This is a genomic window from Variovorax gracilis (genome assembly GCF_030317115.1).
Classification (GTDB): domain Bacteria; phylum Pseudomonadota; class Gammaproteobacteria; order Burkholderiales; family Burkholderiaceae_C; genus Variovorax; species Variovorax gracilis.
This window is the reverse complement of sequence record NZ_JASZYF010000035.1, coordinates 1-15,742: the sequence shown is the minus strand read 5'-3', so window position 1 is coordinate 15,742 and position 15,742 is coordinate 1. Positions and strand designations below refer to the sequence as shown.

The window sequence follows — 15,742 nt, the reverse complement described above, 5'->3', positions numbered from 1 at the left end:
CTTCTCCTTCAGGGCATCACGGCGTGAACAAGACCTGGAGCGTGCGGGCGTTGCCAGGCTCGGGAACGAAATCGATCGGCTGCTGCGCCGGGTGGCCGGCGTGTTCGATGAAAAACTGCGCTTGCGCGATGCGCGCGATTGGCGGCAGCGCGAAGCTGCCGTCGGCCGCCAGCATCGTCTCGTGCGCGAAGGCCAGGCCGTTGTGCGTCGGCACGCAAGTCACAAAGCGCAACTCGGCATCGGCTGCCGCGCCGCCGATGCGCAACAGGTCGTGGGTGGTCACCGCGGCCAGCGTGCTCGCGAACAGCACGCGGTCGCCGGCGACGGCCTCTCGCTCGATCGCGCCGAGCGCGACCACGCCCAGCACCGCATGCACGATCGGCGCCTGCGGCTCATGCGGGAACGCGAGCGGCGCGCGCAGCCACAGCCGCGCCGGCGTGACCGGATCGATCGTGCTATCGAAGCGTTCGGTGATCACCAGCTCCCGCTCGTTGCTGTTGTCGGCCTCGATCTGCAGCACGTCGCCGCCGATCGGGTTCAGCCCGGCCCACGGGTGTACGGCCAGCGTCGTCGCGCCGGCGAAGGCACGGGCGCGACAAGCGCGGTTGATGCCATCGGGCGTCAGCGCCGCGCGCTCCAGCGGCGTGCCGAACGCATGCGCGAATGCGAGCGGCGCCTCGAAGCCGACGATGCGCGCCGGGTGCGGCGGCACGCTGTTGTCCACCACTTCGCGCGTTGTCCACCAGACTCCGCGGATGCCGACGTGCGCGCCCGGCGCCGGCACCGGCGCGCTGCCCGGGCCGGTCTGGCGCAGCGCACGGCCGCGGATGCGCGCCGGCTCGGCGCGGTGCAGCGGCTGGTCGGGGAGCACGATGGGGACGCCGGCGACGTGCGCGTTGACCGTACGCAGCGGCGCGACCGCGTCGGCGATCGGCACCTGGTTCAGGGCCGGCGGCGCGAGCGGGGTGACGTGCAGCGTGAACTGCTCCGGGTCAGTCGGTAGCGGTCGCTCCAGCATCACGCCGCGGCCGGGCTGGAACTGCGGCCGACCGGCCGGCTCGGGCGGTGTGATAGTCAGCACGGTCGCGCCGGCTGCGGCGCCGGCGGGCAGTTGGCGGCGCGCCACGTCGATCGCCGCGTCGAGCACCTGTGGCAGGTACCCGTCGACCTCGACGGTCGCGCGCAGCGCGCCCGGCGTGACCAGCGCGGTCGACGCATCGCGCGGCCGTGCGATCAGCCCGCAGACCCCGTCGTCGCTGATGCGCGGCGTGCAGCGCGGTGTGTCGCTGCGCAGCCGCGGCACGACGTGCGGCGGCGCTTCGGTGACTTCGTCGACCACGCGGGTGCGCAGCACGGCCCACCAGCCCAACTCGGGCGCGGCGGGGTCGTCGTCGGCGATCCAGACGGTCTGGCCTGCGACCTGGACGCTGCGGCGGGCCATCAGGCGGGCTCCCCGACGATGACGGCGTGGCCCGTCTGAACCGACTCGACCAGCGGCGCGCGCACCGGCTGCAGCAGGTTGTCGATGTTCGCGAGCGTGACCTCGTACGACACGCTGAGCTGGAAGGTGCCGTCCAGCGCCTCCCAGACGCGCGAAGTCTCGTCGAGCGACAGCGCTTCGAGCCGCGCGTGGATCCGCGCATGGCTGCCAGTCAGGTCGCCGCGCAGGTCGGCACCGGACAGCTCCGGCTGCATGTGGAACAGCTGGAGCACGCGGCCGAGGATGCGCTGCTCGGTGTCGGGCCCGCCGTTGACAAGCGGGGTCATTAGGTAGTGCAGCCGCAGCGGCAGCGGCGGCGGCAGCAGCTCGACGCCGCCACCCGGCAGCGGGCGCTGCACCGGGGGATCGTTCAGGCGCGTGTCATCCCGCACCACGCGGTACAGCCACATCGACAGGCCTTGCTGCTGGCCCTGCATCTCGCGAGGCGTGGCAAGCGAAACGTCCATCACGCCGCCGCTGAACAGCGATGCGAGTCCGCTCGGGCCGACGTCGGCGCGGAAGCTGGCGCGCAGCAACTCCCGCAAGCTTTCGCTGGTCGCGATGATAGAGGTGTACATGCGATCTACGATTCAAAGGATCAGGGTCGCTGAATCTCTGAGAGCAGTGCCGGTCCGATTCGGTACTGCTCGCGTCCATCGGCCGTGACCCAGCGTTGCACGAACCGCATGCGCTCCAGGGCATCCAACGCGTCGGCAACCTGGCCGAATTTGTCCGGAGCCACACCAAGCCACCAGCGCGCGATTCCTTCCGCGGTATCGCCGGCGTGCGGTGCTCGTCGAAGGTGCTCGACGATGGCCGCCGACCAATTCGCGTCGGCCTCGAAATCGATCGTCCATCGAAAACCTCCTGCATCTCAGCACAATCAATGCAAGCGGTGTGCCGCGCACTGTCCGATGCAAGTACCGGCCAAGATGCAACTTTTTTCTGACTCAGGTTGACGACTGGACAAATTGATCCTGCAACTGACGATCCCGGAGGGCTTGTGCGCCATGGCGAGCACCATGGACAAGATTGTCCAGGCCAAATTGTGGTTCGGTCCTAGACCGAATGGCCCTTACTTTGGTCGCCAAGCCCCGGCAGTGCGCGTAAATGATTGAAGCGAAGGAAGGTGACTGACCAGTGGTCGATAGCATGGTTGTTTACGAAGCACCCACGCGATCAACCAAAGGCCAGCCAGCATGAATCGTAGAGATCAAAGCGCGTTGCCTCAACGCCGAAGCAGCACGAAGCGTCGCGCGAAGTCGACAGAGGCGGTGGAACTTTTTAATGTTCTGACGAGTGCTGAATTGCTGGAGACGACCGAAGCGCAGTTGCCCGAGCGCCGGGAGCGGCTGTACCCGCCGACGGTGACGTTGTCGATGTTCATGCGCCAGACGCTGGAGGCTGATGGCTCGTGCCAGAGGGCGGTCAACGGTTGGGCGGCACAGCGCGCGGCTGATGGTTTGAGCATGTGCAGCGTTCGCACCGGTGGCTATTGCAGAGCGCGCCAGCGGCTGCCCCTGGAGATGGTCCGTGCGCTCACCCGCCAAACGGGCCAACTGCTCAGCCAGAAGGCGGCAAAGCAATGGCAGTGGCGCGGTCGTGCCGTCAAGCTGGTAGACGGTACAGGACTGTCGATGCCCGATACGCCGGCGAACCAAGCGGTGTATCCCCAGCCCAGCACGCAGGCCCGTGGCGTGGGGTTCCCGCTGGCGCGGCTGGTCGTGGTGATTTGCCTGGCCACCGGGGCGGCGCTGGATGCGGCCATCGGGCCGCACCAAGGCAAGGGAACTGGCGAGCTGGGTTTGGTGCGCCAAGTGCTGGGGAGCCTGCGCCCGGGCGACGTGATGCTGGCCGACGCCCTGTACTGCAACTACTTCCTGATCGCCACACTGATGGCTGCGGGGGTGGACGTGCTGCTCGCGATGCGCTGGCGCAGGCGCTGCCCGGCGCCATGCCCGACGACGCACTGGTGGTGAGCCCCGCGGTGCGCAGCGAACTCATGCGCGCGGTGCAGCGCTGCGAACACCGCGAGCGGTTTTACGACAGCCTGGGCGCGGCCACGCGCGCCCGCGCCTGCGACGGCGTGCGCCTGCTCCTGCATGCCGGCGTGGTGGTCCTCACCAGCAACAGCCGCCAGCGCTTCGATCCGGCCTTCGTACGACGGCTGGATTTCATCATCGACTTCGGCAGCTGTTGAGGTCAGGTAATGCCGGGAGCGGACAAAATCTGGGGGAGTCCCCTCACGCGTGACTCAGCTCCGGCGATCTGAAGTGCGGGAAGCGGTTTGCGAAGTGTTCCTCGAGCCGGCCATCGAGGAGCTCAACTCGTGTTTGCAAGAGGCAGTGCGCCCCTTTCATCGACCAACGCATCTGCTGCCGTTTTGACATCCGGCGATTGACCACGTGATTCATCACGGACTCCGCCGATGCCGATGAGATCCGCCGTCCTTTCATCCTCTCCCGCTGATAGTCCACGAGGTCCTTCCTGTTGTTCATAAGGAAGCCGAGCAGCGCCTTGGCGGCGCCGTGCGCGGTTTCGGCGCACTGCCTGTAGAAAGGTTCCAGTGCATCAAGCTCCTCGTGCAAGGAAGCCACCAGCGTTCGTGTCATCTCAATGGCCGCTTCGCCATTTCCTCTCCACAACGCATTGCGGATCTTTTTCCAGAGCCGCTCACTTCGTGTGATCAACAGTGGGCGTTCGCCAGCGAAGTACCACCGTGCGTAGATTGGGCCCTTCACTGCATGCAGCTTCATTCCGAGATGGAACCAATCGAGGATTTTTGGCGCGACGCGCGGCACGACCGAGGTCACCAGTGAGCGCATGCCCCTGGCTCCGTCGGTGACGACATCGACGAGTGTCGCTGGTGTCCAGCCGCTTTGCTCGAGCGCAGCAGCGATCAGCACCATTGTGAGCGTTCGCCGCGGAAGCGCACACACGAAACGCCGGCCCATGAGACCGTCGCGCTCGACACGACCTGCGACGACCTCGAACTTGGCTGCATCCTGGTAGGGCGAGGCGTTCAGAATCGTTCCGTCGATGGCGACTCGAAGATGCTTGGCACCGTCTGACCTTCGAGCGACCGCGTGCCAGCCAACGGCGAACTGCGCATCTTCAATTCGTTCTCCGCAGGCGATTGTCTCCTTGCGCACCGAGGTGTGACTGAGCCTGGATAAGCCCGCAAGATCTGCAATGGCGCGAGCGGCGTTTCGATATGAACTGGACGCGCCGTGCTTTGCGCACAGGTAGCTTAGTTCAGGCGTCCTGCGCGCGGGCAGCAATTGCTCGATCGGACATTCAGAAAACCGCAGGTCGATCGGTTCATCATTGTCATCCAGTGGCTCGGGCGTGCACTGGCAAGAAACGACGCGCGGAACCCTGACATGGACTTCCCCGAGCCCTGTCGCGAAGGTCCGGGGCCGCCAGTCCTTGATCCGGCGGTACGAGCCGCAATGGCGACAGTAACGCCGATGAATGTCATAGGCGACGATCTGATCCTGCGCGACAACACCTTGCAAAGCCGCGAGCAACTTCCGTCCCTCGCGGATTGACAGCCCAAAGTCGCCAGCCGTCGCTGTCGCCAGCGGACGTTCGAGCGTAGCAAGTGGAACTCGATCACAGCTACCCTGACGCTGCACATACACGATCCACTGCAGATCCATGATGACCTCCGCCGCGCAAGAAGGGGTGCAGGTGAACGGCGAGGCCCAGGGCACTCCCCCAAAATTTATACGCTCCCCCCTTCCTTCCTTAGGCATCGTAACTCTTTGTCAGCGGCGACCTCGACCTCGCGCCAAATGCGGTCAACCTCACGCTCAAGCTGACAGTAGAAGAGTCCAGTTGCCCGCGTGCATCCCTCGGGCGGGCGCCCAAAGGCGCGAACTCGGTCGACCGAGGTGCTCCTGGCCAAGCCCTCCCGAGAGCCAGATCGCCACTTGGCCGAAATATCAATCGCACAGCTTCTGAAGAGCGCCACAGCAAACCATGCTGTCACCTCCATTGGGGAAGACAAGCCGAGCAATCGTTGTCAGGCTTCCCATGGCTAGACAGCGCACTGGCCACGCGTAGCGCAACTTGGACACCCTGTCTTGCATCAAGACACCCCAATCGCACGGGCGCGGGCATAGGGAGGAGGCGCTCGTTTGTTCGAGTCTCAATTGCGCAGGGGTCTGTCGTGACTGCGGGACGCCCACCGGACCCACGTTCTGGCGGTATGGGTCCCTTGGAAACATAGAGGTTGGCTATGTCCGATGTACTAGAGACTGAGGTTCTCCAGCACTGTCTATCACGCGTTGGCGAGCACGCCACGGCGGTCGCGGCGTCGTTCGAGCCCGAGCAACTTGAAGCGCTTCGTGCCCGCCTGGCGCAGTTGCTCTTGGCTGAAGCCACGAGCGGGCACTCGCTTGTGACCACGCGAGAGTTACAAGTATCTGCTCCCCCGAATTTCAAGAGCGTTCTTTACAAGTCGGGACGCGCCAACATGCTCGTGGCCTTCAGCTTTGGCGATGCAGCCACGGAAGCTGGGTTGCAGATACTTGGGCTCGCGATCGTGCTGTTCACCACTGGACCGAGTCTTCTCACGACCACGCAGCTGGGTTCAGTGCTGAAGACGCTCTGGAGCAAGCTGGTCGTGCTCAAGCAACCCGGCGACTCTGAAGCGATCGCTGTTCTTGAAGCGATGACACGCGTGCGTGCCCGGCATCGCACCACGAACAAAGATCTCTATCCAACAACGCAAGAGATTCAATCGGACGCGAACATGTCGGCCGAGTGTGCCAAGCTTGCCTTCACGAAGTTGAAGTCAAAGGGGGTCATCAGGGTCATCACTTGGGGTGCACAAGAAGACGACGTGACCAACGCCGAGAACCGGTGGGCGATCAAGCTATGACTGCGCCCTTCTTTTCTCGTGCGACCGAAGAAGAGGTGGGATCCTTCTACTACCCCCTGGGAATGGTTGCGTTCACCTTGTCCGAACCCGCTAAGGCGGTCGTGGAGCGGATTCGAAGCCATCAACCGATACGTGTCGAAGACCACGGTCATGAAGAACTCTTGCGCATTGCCTACGAGGTGACGAGCCTGTTCCATGAGATGCGACACTACTTCGACATGTTCGGGACGACCGCCGGGATCAGCCTGTTCCTCGGGCGCCTGTCCCTGCTGCGGAAATTTGTCCAGATCGGCCAGACGCTCAACGCGGCTCGGATGCCATGGACGCTCCCCCTGGGCAACTGGGCCGCGTCTGGAGTATGCCCTGAGCCGATCCGGCATTTCATTCGACACGCCAGAACATTCGAGGCCGCTGAGGAACTATATGTCGCACCATTTGCGCCCTTGGAGGTAGAGGGCCACACGCAGGGACTGACCGTCGACATGGCCTATGAGGGCGGAGACACAGTAGTCGCTTTCCCGCTCCGCATTGCACGCGTTCGCGCCGACGGCGAAGCGAGATTGCGCTCAGTGCTGCATCCGATCGGACTCGAGGCGCTCCTGGAGGGCAACGCACATGCTGTCTGCCGAGAAATGTCTTCTCATTGCTTTCCACCGGAGATCGCGCGTGAGTTGACCCTACCCCATCGAATGACAATCTCACATGGAGACACCGAAGGCACGGACACTGAACAAGCCGTGGCGCAATCCGTGACCTCCTACATGGTTACGGACCTGCTCATCAGCAAGCACTTCGCAAACCATGGAATTCTCCAGTTCCCGAGGGACTTGATCCTTTCCCTCACCGACCGCGTACTGACAACCGGTGTGATTCAAACGGTGCATCTTCAACACGGCGCTACCGGCATACAGTTTGATCGCTTGGGCAATGACCTAGTCGACCTGCTCGTAGCCAGCGACCTTAAGGCCCTGGCCGCAGCCGCTCAATCGACCCAACCTGAAGTTGATCACGCCTATGATGGACTTCTGGCATCTCTTGAGCGGCGCCCCGATTGGGACGGCGTCAAGGATGATGATTCTCTACTTAGTTCGCTGGCCATTTGGGAAGCGTATGTGGCGAAGCATTGTGTTGTTCCGCTTCTGCAATTGCGCCAAGCAACTTCAAATCGCGCGTTTCGAGGTGTCAGCGACTTTCTGAACGCCTTGAATGTGATCGGCAGCCCGCCAGTGCGCGTGGCGAATGGGAAACTGTTGATTGACTCTTTGCCGGCGCGTGTGCAATCGGCATGGTGGCACCATCTGGTCTTGGGAGAGGTCCTTCGGCAACTCGTGCGTGGCAACACGCCCGTGTTTTGCCCTCGTGCCCACAGCCTGTTCCCAGGGATCGATTCGGCAAATCTTTCGTTCGAAGGCGAATGCCGTAGGCACATGCCGCGCGGCTGCGGAACGTTTCGGGAGGCACCGGTGGCGTTTCAACCGAACTGCCTATTCGAAAACGTGCTCAATGAGTGCGGGCTCAAACGGCCGCAATAAATTGCGGAGCCGCGGGCGGCCCCGGCGAGTCGCCAAGTGGGACCGATCCCCTGTTGTTTGCACGGGTGGTGCGCGCTGAGCCAGGCAGATTCCTCCAACGGCGAAGGCAAGATCAAGGGGCGATTCTCGAAACCGGCATCAGGGAGCAGAAGTCAAATGATCGAGTCGGATCTGGTTGACTTTGATCTTAACCGCCAGATTTCAATCAAAAGTCACGGGGTGACCCAAGATGACCTCACCTATCGATTTGAAGACACGCAAAGTGGACTTGACCCTGTTGCGCGGACGGGGTGGGACTTGATTCTCAAGTCGAATTGATTGGCAGCGAAGACTTGTCCACCGGCGGCGTGGCGCATGCCACGCAGACGCCGACGGTGGTCAAGTCGAGTTCGAGGCGAGACGGCTGCTTGGACTTGCGTCGTGGTGTTTCCTTTCAAACGTTGCCGGCGAGATCTGTCCGAGTGCGCTGTGACGCCGGCGCGGGTTGTACCAGCCCTCGATGTACGTGAACAACGCCAGCCGGGCCTCGGTCTTGGTCTGCCAACTGCGCCGGTCGATCAGTTCGCATTCGAGCGTGGCGAAGAAGCTTTCCGCCATCGCGTTGTCGTAGGCGTCGCCCACGGTACCCATCGACGGGCGCACGCCCATCTTCTTGCACCGTTCGCCGAAGGCGATGCTGGTGTATTGGCTGCCCTGGTCGCTGTGATGGATCACGCCTTCGGGCTTGCGCTGTTGCAGCGCCATGTTCAGCGCCGCCAGCACCAGATCGGCGGTCATCTGCTCGCCGATCGCCCAACCCACGACACGCCGGCTCCATACATCCAGCACGATGGCCAGGAAGATGAACCCCGCCCAAGTGGGCACGTAGGTCATGTCAGCGACCCACAGCTCGTTAGGGCCGCAGGCAATGAACTCACGCTTGACCAGATCAGGCGCAGGGCGTTGCCGCTCGTCGCGTCGCGTGGTCACGATGAAGCCACGACGCCGACTGATGCCTCGAATGGCGTTCACACGCATCAGCCGAGCCACGCGTTTGCCGCTGACCCGTGTCCCCTGGTCGATCAGTTCGGCGCGCACACGTGGCATGCCGTAGGTGGCGTCGGACTCGGCGTGGATTGCTCGGATTCGTTCCACCAGCACCGCGTCGTCGATCGAACGCCTCGACGGCGGTCGGTCGACCCACGCGTAGTAGCCACTCGCAGAGACCTTGAGCACGCGGCACATCGTATGCACTGGAACCTTGGCCTGGTTCGCACTCACGAGTTCGTAGACCCGATGGATGTCTTCTCGCCTTTGCCGGCGAACCAGGCCGTAGCCTTTGCCAAGATGTCCCGCTCCTGCTTGAGCTGTCGGTTTTCTCGGCGCAGCCGCACGAGTTCCTCGCGCTCAGCGCTGCTCAAGACGTCCTTCCCACGTGCGGGCTTGCCGCTGTCCGCGGCGGCTTGCGCCACCCAAGTGGAGATGCTTTGGGCAGTGCAGCCGAACTCACGCGCGAGCTGTGACGGCGTGCGGCCCGCCTGGACCAGTTCGACCATCTGTCGGCGGAACTCCGCCGGGTACGGAGGCTTTGGTGTAGGCATATCGGACTCCTTCTTCCGTAAGGATCGGGTGTCCGCGAAATCGGGTCAACTTCAAAGGCTTAACGAGCAACTGAGTCTTGACGCGCGAATGGAGCACCAGCAGTTGGTCACAAGCTTCCACACCTTGGCTCAGACGACCTGGGTCAGCTATGGTGTCTTCTTGACACTAAACACTTTGCTCGCCACTGCGCTGGCCGCATCCTATTCAGCCGATAGCAAACTCAACTTTCATCCGACCTTCTGACAGCCCTTCACTTCGTTGTCCCGCTGGTCGGAATCTTCAACTCAATCGTCGCGATCTGGGTGTCCACGGAGATAGCCAGGCACGAGGCCATCTGCGAAAGGCGCGGAATGGAACTGGAAGGAATTCTGTTCGTAAGATTTTTTCATGAACTCGGGAATAGACCGAGCAAAGTGCCCATCGCGAGCATTGCTGGAGGCGACGTCTTCGGTTTGCTTTGGTCAACCACGTTGTTGCCGGAATTGCTTAAGTAGACAGGCGTTGCAGGGACGATGCAGAACCCTACGCTCGCGAATAAAGCCCCCCGCTTCTTCCGAAGGAAATCGCGACTTGGGGTCGTCGTATCTTTGATGAAAATTGACACGGTGCCCTCAGAAGATCCAAGCGCGACAAGTATTTGCCGACCGCGTCCTGACGTCGACCGACCCTCCGAGCACCTTGTTGAACTCGCAGGGAAAATATCGCGACACCGTGTCAATCTGCGCAAAAGATGCGGCTACCCCGAGTCGGACCAAGCGCGAACTGTATTGGTGAAGGACGAGGTGCAGAACAGCGGTCGCCGCAATGCTGGTCAAAAGGAGGACCGCCCTGATCGCCAGATAGTGGCATCAGGTTGACAAGGGGGCTGCTAGCAGGACGGACCAGCGGATGTCTGGGCGCCCCGCTCAGGCATCCTCATCGCCTTCTCCGAGTGCCTCTCCGATCGGTCCTAGATTTTCGTCGTCGACGTAGGCGAGCAATGCGTCGTTGCCTGCGTCGAAGGCTTCGATCCAAGAGGGATAGGAGTCACTGCCCGTTTCCAAATCAAGCCAGACAGCGGGATCGCCAGTGCTCTCGAGCACGATCCACACAAAATTTCCCTCGCCGGGGTTGTCGACAAAAACGGCTAAGCGACGGTACTGTTCGGACATTTCGTTCTCCTTCGAGTTGCGTGCAGATCGACCGATCAATCATGCAATGTCGTGCAGTCGCCCGCGCAGCCTAGCAGTTGGCGCGAATGCGCCGTATCAAGGTTTCCTGGCCGACCCGCTCGGTTTCAACAATCGCAGTCCCCTCGCACGTCGTCCTGGAAACTCGATAGCTGTACTTTGCCTCGACCACGCTGGCATCGATCGAGCGTATCGACCGAATGAGGAGCGGCCGTTCGAACGAGCCATAGAACCTTGAGATATTGGCCTCGTTGAACGGGCCGAGGCCGCGCTTCGCAGGGACGACGAATGCAGCTGCCGTCCTGCCATCCGCCGCGGACAACGCCCGATAGAAATTCGCCACGGCCTGAATCTGGGGATCGGGGCTCGATTCGCGCGGCGAAGCGACGCCGGCCATCGCCGCCGCGGGCTTGGCGAGCGGCACGCGGAAGTTGCCGATCGGAGCATCGGGCAGCGAAGCGATCGCAGCTCTGGGCTCCGGCGCGGGACCTGACGCTTGAACTGGAGGCGGCGCTGATCGTCCGAAGGTGACCGTAGGCCATGGTTGAGACGGCGACGCGAACTCTTTGGCTGTTCGCTGTGGCGCGGTGGCTTCGGGCAACTGCACCAGCTTTCCGCCCGCGTGGGCGGAAAGCTTGCCCGTCGCGTGCAAGAACCAGCCCATGAAGCCGATCGACATGGCGACGCCGAGCGCTCCGAGTTGCAACCAGAACGCCTTGGTGTCGGATGGCAGCACGAGTTCCTGGGCGCCATCTGGTTCCGTCTCGGCAGTGGATGCAGTGCCGCGCGATCGCGTCGACAACGCCTTCATCTGCTCGAGTGCGGACGGGCCGGAAGCCGCGAATCCAGGTAGCTTCCCCGCGCACCCGATACAGAACATCGCGGTTGCGCGGTTGCTTCCTCCGCAACGTTCACAAACGGTAGACATGGTGGTGGCCCTGAGTGCGTTGCCTTTATTACATCGAGGATTGAGCGTGTATATCGGCGCCTTCCTACTTCGTGTGCTCGCGCCGAACGCGTACGGCAACGGGTGGGCATTTATGGAAGGCCGCCAATGTCGGGCAGCGGGCGGGGTTCCATGGCCGGCGCCTTTGCATGCCGGACGCGCGACGCGGGCACAGACCACCTGCAACAGCAGCAACTGAGGCACGGTTCAGCGCGAGCGAAAGGACGCGTACCGCCCGGCGACGCGGTGCGCTCATTTTCAGCGTCCGGCAAATCGGCGCCGCTTTCGCGAAGGTTGCAGTCTCTACGTGCTTGCATGCGGCTGCCGAAATTAGGCATTCAGGCAACAAACCATCCTAGCACCATCCCACCGGATGGTGCTAGGATGGCGACATGACTTCAAACACTGTTATTCGGCTTCCCACCTCTAAGGTGGCCGACTCCGAAAAGATCACCATCAACTTGGGCTTTGTCGATCTGGGTCACATCGACCTCCTGGTCGCCGAGAGCTTCTACGCGAATCGGACAGATTTCATCCGCACCGCCATTCGCAACCAGTTGGCCACACACGGCGATGCCCTCAAGCAGGCAGTCGCCAGAAAGCTGCTGGTGCTCGGCCTCCAACACTTCTCCGCGGCCGATCTAGAAGCGGCACGAGCTTCGGGACAGAAGTTGCAGATCCGCGTGCTCGGTCTCGCGAGTTTCAGTCACGACGTGACCCCCGAATTGGCCTTGGCTGCCATCGAATCCATCACTGTGCTCGGAGCGCTGCAGGCAAGCAGCGCTGTCAAGACTGCGCTCGCCGGACGAATTCACTAAACCCACGAAAGAACCTCATGAACGATTTGCTCCAACAACTGATGATCAAGGCGACTGAATTGACCCGAAATGGGCAACTCCAGGAGGCGACGCAAGCGATCCAGCGCGCCCTGCGGGGAGGCGCTTCCGAAGTGTTCGGTGTCAGCGACCCCGCGACACCTCCGCCCACTCCTCGCGGCTCTATGCCGTCGGGCGAAGCCTTGGTACTCGACGGTCTGACTCGCGTGATCGACGCGCCTCCCGAGATCGTGGAGGAGACCCTGCCTGACAGCCAGTCCGGCGTCGCGGTGGAAGAAAAGGTCGACCCGCATTCGGTCGAAATTGATAGCCCTCACGAGGAACGGTGGATCGATGGCAGCTTCACGCACCAAGGGCGCACGCTGGCGTACAAGCTCTATGTGCCGCCTGCCGCAACCGGCACCGCAGTCGCGCCACGCCCCATGGTGATGATGCTGCACGGGTGCACGCAAGGCGCTGCCGACTTCGCGGCGGGCACCCAGATGAATGCCTTGGCTCGCGACCTGGGGGTCGTCGTGCTTTATCCGGAGCAGACCCAGCATGCCAACGCACAGAAATGCTGGAACTGGTTCAAGCCGCAACATCAGCAGCGCGGACGGGGCGAGCCCGCAGTCCTGGCAGCCCTGGCCCAATCGATCGCGGCTGAGCATCACGTTGACGCGGCGCGCGTCTACGTAGCCGGACTGTCTGCGGGGGGGGCCATGGCGGACGTCGTCGGGCGCTGCTATCCGGACGTCTTCGCCGCAGTCGGCGTCCACTCGGGCTTGCCCAGCGGTTCAGCCACCGATGTGATGACCGCACTTTCCGCAATGCGCAGTGGCGGCGCCACGACGCCCACCGGAGGGGCCAGCAGTTCGGTTCCGCCCACCATCGTCTTCCATGGCGATGCGGATGCCACGGTTCACGTGAGCAATGGCGCTGCAATCATCGAAGCGGCCCGCCTCGCGACTGGGCAGGCCACTGGAAGGATGCCGTCCGCGCGTACCGCGGAGGGGCATTCCGGCAAGGGGCAACGCTACACCCGCACGGTCTACGCGGACGAAGCCGGGCGAAGCACTGCCGAATATTGGCAGCTGCACAACGCGGGACACGCCTGGTCGGGCGGTAGCTCGCGAGGAAGCTACACCAACCCCGCCGGTGCTGATGCGAGCGCCGAGATGCTGCGGTTCTTTCTCGCCCATCCTCGTCGCGCTGGATAGGCATGGCGCTTTCGGAACCACAATGGGCTCAACTTGCAAAGGCCCGGACATGGACAACACCCTTTTCCTGGCTGGTACACGGTTGAATCGTTCCACATGTGCGCCTTCTTTAACAGCCGGGACGACGATACGGGGTCCTTCCCCATTTCAAGCAGGACCTTGACGAAGGGATTCGGTCCGACAGGGAGTCCCGCTCGCCCTCCAAGTCAATCCAGCGCCGCAGTGTTTGGCGACAGGGGATGCGGCGCTTGTCCTACGGTTTGAGGGAAGTGGTGGATCGAAGTCTCACCTTTCATCAACCAAGGAAATTCGATGACCAATCCCTGGATGACAAGCAACCCGTTCATGAGCATGTGGCTCAGTACCGCCAACCAGATGATGAGCACTGCCCATGGCATGGCAGCGAGCAAGATGCAACGCCAAGCTTCTGCGATGCAGGCCGAATTCGAGAAGCAGGTCATCGATTTCTGGACCGATGGATGGTTGCAGCAGATGAGCAACCCGCTGACAAAGCCACGTAGCGGTCAATGAGCAGACCCGGCTTGAACTCGGAAATCAGTTGCGGCCGCTGCTCCCAGTCGTACCGAGGCTAGCTTCGGCGCTCGCGTGACCTCGTTGGAGCACTTCGCAGCTCCCGCGTTCTTTGCGGTGCCAGGCATTCGTACGGCTGACGGGGCTTTGGACCCCCTGGCGTGCTCGGCGATTTCTCGAGCATTTCTGGAATCCAGCGCTCGATCAGGGTGCCCTCGACGCGCTCGGGATGCTCTGGCGACGTCTGGCTCTGGAGACACCCTGGCAGGACTGATCGGCGGCCTGGCAGCACGTGGATTGCCGCCGGTCGCGGCATGTGCATGGGGGGTCGTGGCCCACGCCAGCACCGGCGCCGCATTGGCTCGCTCGCACGGCCCTTGGGGTATCTCGCGCGGGAACTGGCCGGCGAGCTGCCGGCCCGGCTGCACGCGCTCAGCAAGAGCGGTGTCACCCGATGACCGCCGCGCCCTGCCTGCCGATCGCGCGGGCGTTTCTTCCTGAGCCATCACTAAGGGGCGCCCCTGCGGCGACCGCGCACCAGTGAAGGCAAGAGTGCATGCGGGTACCGGAATTTGAAGACTTGCTGCGGACGATCTTGCCGTTGCGCAGGTGGCTAGGGGTGAGGCGTTCTAGGCTCTTGACCCCTGCACGCGCCGCTGGCCGGTGCCGAGCTGCTCCCCGTGCCCGGCGTCAACTACTTCGAGCGCTCAACGTCAATTATCTTGAGCGGCGCATTGACTCATCAGAACTGCTACCGGTGCTGACCTGTTGCCTCACGTAATTTGCTACCCGTCGGATTGTCGGGCGGGAGCAGAACAACGTGACGAGGCAAATCATCATGACGACACGCAAGGAGTTGCTCGGGACGCTGCGGGTACGGTATCGCAGCGCGTCGTACGGCGAGCGGATCAAGATCCTGGACGAGTTCGTGGCCCTGACCCGCTATCACCGCAGCACGCGATCCGAGTGCTGCGAGAGCCGACGGCTGTTGGGAAGGTGGTGCGCGCCTGCAACCGTCTTTACGACGAGGTGGTGCGCCAGCCCTTGACGGTCCTGTGGGAAGCGGCTGATCGGGTTTGCGGTAAACGCCTGAAGGCTCTGATCGCGGTGCTGGTCGATGCCATGGAACGGCACGGACATCTTGACCTTGATCCTGCTGTGAAGACCTAGGTCCTGCAGGTCAGCGCTGCGACGATCGATCGCGTGCTGGCTGAGGCGCGTTCGCACATCGATGGGCAACGCAAGCGCCGCAAAGGTGTGGGTTCGGCGATTCGACGCAGCATCCCGGTACGTACGTTCTCCGACTGGCTGGACCGAGTGCGTGGCCATGCGGGTGCGCGACCAGATGCTGGTGATCGCGAGGCATTTGAGAAGGTCACTGCCGACCTGCCGTTTGCGATGCTCGGCGTGGACTCGGACAACGACAGCGCTTTCATGAGCCAAAGCGTCTTCGACTATTGCAAGGGACATTGACCCTGCCTCGATTTCACGTACAGCAAGAAGTTGGTAACTTCTGGAGTACGGAGAAAATGAAATGAGAGATGGCAAGTTGCCGAAGCGCCAATACACGGACGAGTTCA

At 62.6% G+C, this 15,742-nt stretch carries 15 protein-coding genes and 1 pseudogene; 9 read left to right on the top strand and 7 right to left on the bottom strand.

Annotation, left to right across the window (positions count from 1 at the left end; genetic code table 11):
- Window positions 1-16: 16 nt before the first annotated feature.
- A complete protein-coding gene (locus tag QTH97_RS32190; protein WP_286572656.1) occupies window positions 17-1,441 on the bottom strand; it encodes a hypothetical protein in 1,425 nt (474 codons plus the stop codon).
- Entirely contained in the window at window positions 1,441-2,058 is a 618-nt protein-coding gene (locus QTH97_RS32185) for a Pvc16 family protein (RefSeq protein WP_286572655.1), read from the bottom strand. Before QTH97_RS32185 ends, QTH97_RS32190 begins: the two co-directional genes overlap by 1 nt.
- A 621-nt stretch (window positions 2,059-2,679) precedes the next feature.
- On the opposite strand from QTH97_RS32185, the pseudogene QTH97_RS32180 reads away from it, so the two are divergent.
- Window positions 2,680-3,420: pseudogene (locus QTH97_RS32180) on the top strand (IS4 family transposase); the annotation flags it as partial.
- 14 nt (window positions 3,421-3,434) lie between these two features.
- A complete protein-coding gene (locus QTH97_RS32175) occupies window positions 3,435-3,680 on the top strand; it encodes a hypothetical protein (RefSeq protein ID WP_286572654.1) in 246 nt (81 codons plus the stop codon).
- A gap of 43 nt (window positions 3,681-3,723) precedes the next feature.
- Here QTH97_RS32175 and QTH97_RS32170 read toward each other — a convergent pair whose 3' ends face one another.
- A complete protein-coding gene (locus tag QTH97_RS32170; protein ID WP_444813503.1) occupies window positions 3,724-5,145 on the bottom strand; it encodes an ISKra4 family transposase in 1,422 nt (473 codons plus the stop codon).
- A gap of 578 nt (window positions 5,146-5,723) precedes the next feature.
- On the opposite strand from QTH97_RS32170, the gene QTH97_RS32165 reads away from it, so the two are divergent.
- From QTH97_RS32165 to QTH97_RS32155, 3 genes are all read left to right on the top strand, one after another.
- Entirely contained in the window at window positions 5,724-6,368 is a 645-nt protein-coding gene (locus QTH97_RS32165) for a hypothetical protein (protein WP_286572652.1), read from the top strand.
- Window positions 6,365-7,900 carry a hypothetical protein gene (locus QTH97_RS32160; protein WP_286572651.1) on the top strand — a complete coding sequence of 512 codons (1,536 nt, stop codon included), beginning with the start codon at window positions 6,365-6,367 and terminating at the stop codon, window positions 7,898-7,900. Before QTH97_RS32165 ends, QTH97_RS32160 begins: the two co-directional genes overlap by 4 nt.
- 156 nt (window positions 7,901-8,056) lie before the next feature.
- Window positions 8,057-8,218: a hypothetical protein gene (locus tag QTH97_RS32155; RefSeq protein WP_286572650.1), complete on the top strand. Its 162-nt coding sequence runs from the start codon at window positions 8,057-8,059 to the stop codon at window positions 8,216-8,218.
- 60 nt (window positions 8,219-8,278) lie between these two features.
- On the opposite strand, the gene QTH97_RS32150 is transcribed toward QTH97_RS32155, so the two are convergent.
- From QTH97_RS32150 to QTH97_RS32140, 3 genes are all read right to left on the bottom strand, one after another.
- Window positions 8,279-9,480, bottom strand: a protein-coding gene (locus QTH97_RS32150) for an IS3 family transposase (protein ID WP_286572649.1) whose coding sequence is annotated in 2 segments (ribosomal slippage) — window positions 8,279-9,213 and window positions 9,213-9,480 — 1,203 coding nt in all. Because the reading frame shifts where the segments join, the coding sequence is not laid out codon by codon here.
- Between the two features lie 906 nt (window positions 9,481-10,386).
- Window positions 10,387-10,632, bottom strand: a complete 246-nt coding sequence (locus QTH97_RS32145; protein ID WP_286572648.1) for a hypothetical protein — start codon at window positions 10,630-10,632, stop codon at window positions 10,387-10,389.
- Between the two features lie 70 nt (window positions 10,633-10,702).
- Complete coding sequence (locus QTH97_RS32140) at window positions 10,703-11,461, bottom strand: hypothetical protein (protein WP_286572647.1); 759 nt, start codon at window positions 11,459-11,461, stop codon at window positions 10,703-10,705.
- A 527-nt stretch (window positions 11,462-11,988) separates the two neighbouring features.
- Here QTH97_RS32140 and QTH97_RS32135 point away from each other — a divergent pair.
- The 4 genes from QTH97_RS32135 to QTH97_RS32120 all read left to right on the top strand — a co-directional run bounded on the left by QTH97_RS32135 (window position 11,989) and on the right by QTH97_RS32120 (window position 14,663).
- Entirely contained in the window at window positions 11,989-12,414 is a 426-nt protein-coding gene (locus QTH97_RS32135; protein ID WP_286572646.1) for a ribbon-helix-helix domain-containing protein, read from the top strand.
- Between the two features lie 17 nt (window positions 12,415-12,431).
- Window positions 12,432-13,631, top strand: coding sequence for an extracellular catalytic domain type 1 short-chain-length polyhydroxyalkanoate depolymerase (locus tag QTH97_RS32130; protein WP_286572645.1), 1,200 nt, complete (start codon window positions 12,432-12,434; stop codon window positions 13,629-13,631).
- Between the two features lie 312 nt (window positions 13,632-13,943).
- Window positions 13,944-14,162, top strand: a complete 219-nt coding sequence (locus QTH97_RS32125; protein WP_286572644.1) for a hypothetical protein — start codon at window positions 13,944-13,946, stop codon at window positions 14,160-14,162.
- A gap of 75 nt (window positions 14,163-14,237) precedes the next feature.
- The gene (locus QTH97_RS32120; protein ID WP_353655688.1) at window positions 14,238-14,663 is read left to right on the top strand and encodes an NAD(P)H-hydrate dehydratase; all 426 of its coding nucleotides are present in this window, start codon (window positions 14,238-14,240) and stop codon (window positions 14,661-14,663) included.
- A 444-nt stretch (window positions 14,664-15,107) separates the two neighbouring features.
- Here the strand turns inward: QTH97_RS32120 and QTH97_RS32115 are convergent.
- A partial coding sequence (locus tag QTH97_RS32115) for a hypothetical protein (protein ID WP_286572643.1) occupies window positions 15,108-15,742 on the bottom strand: 635 nt, incomplete at its 5' end.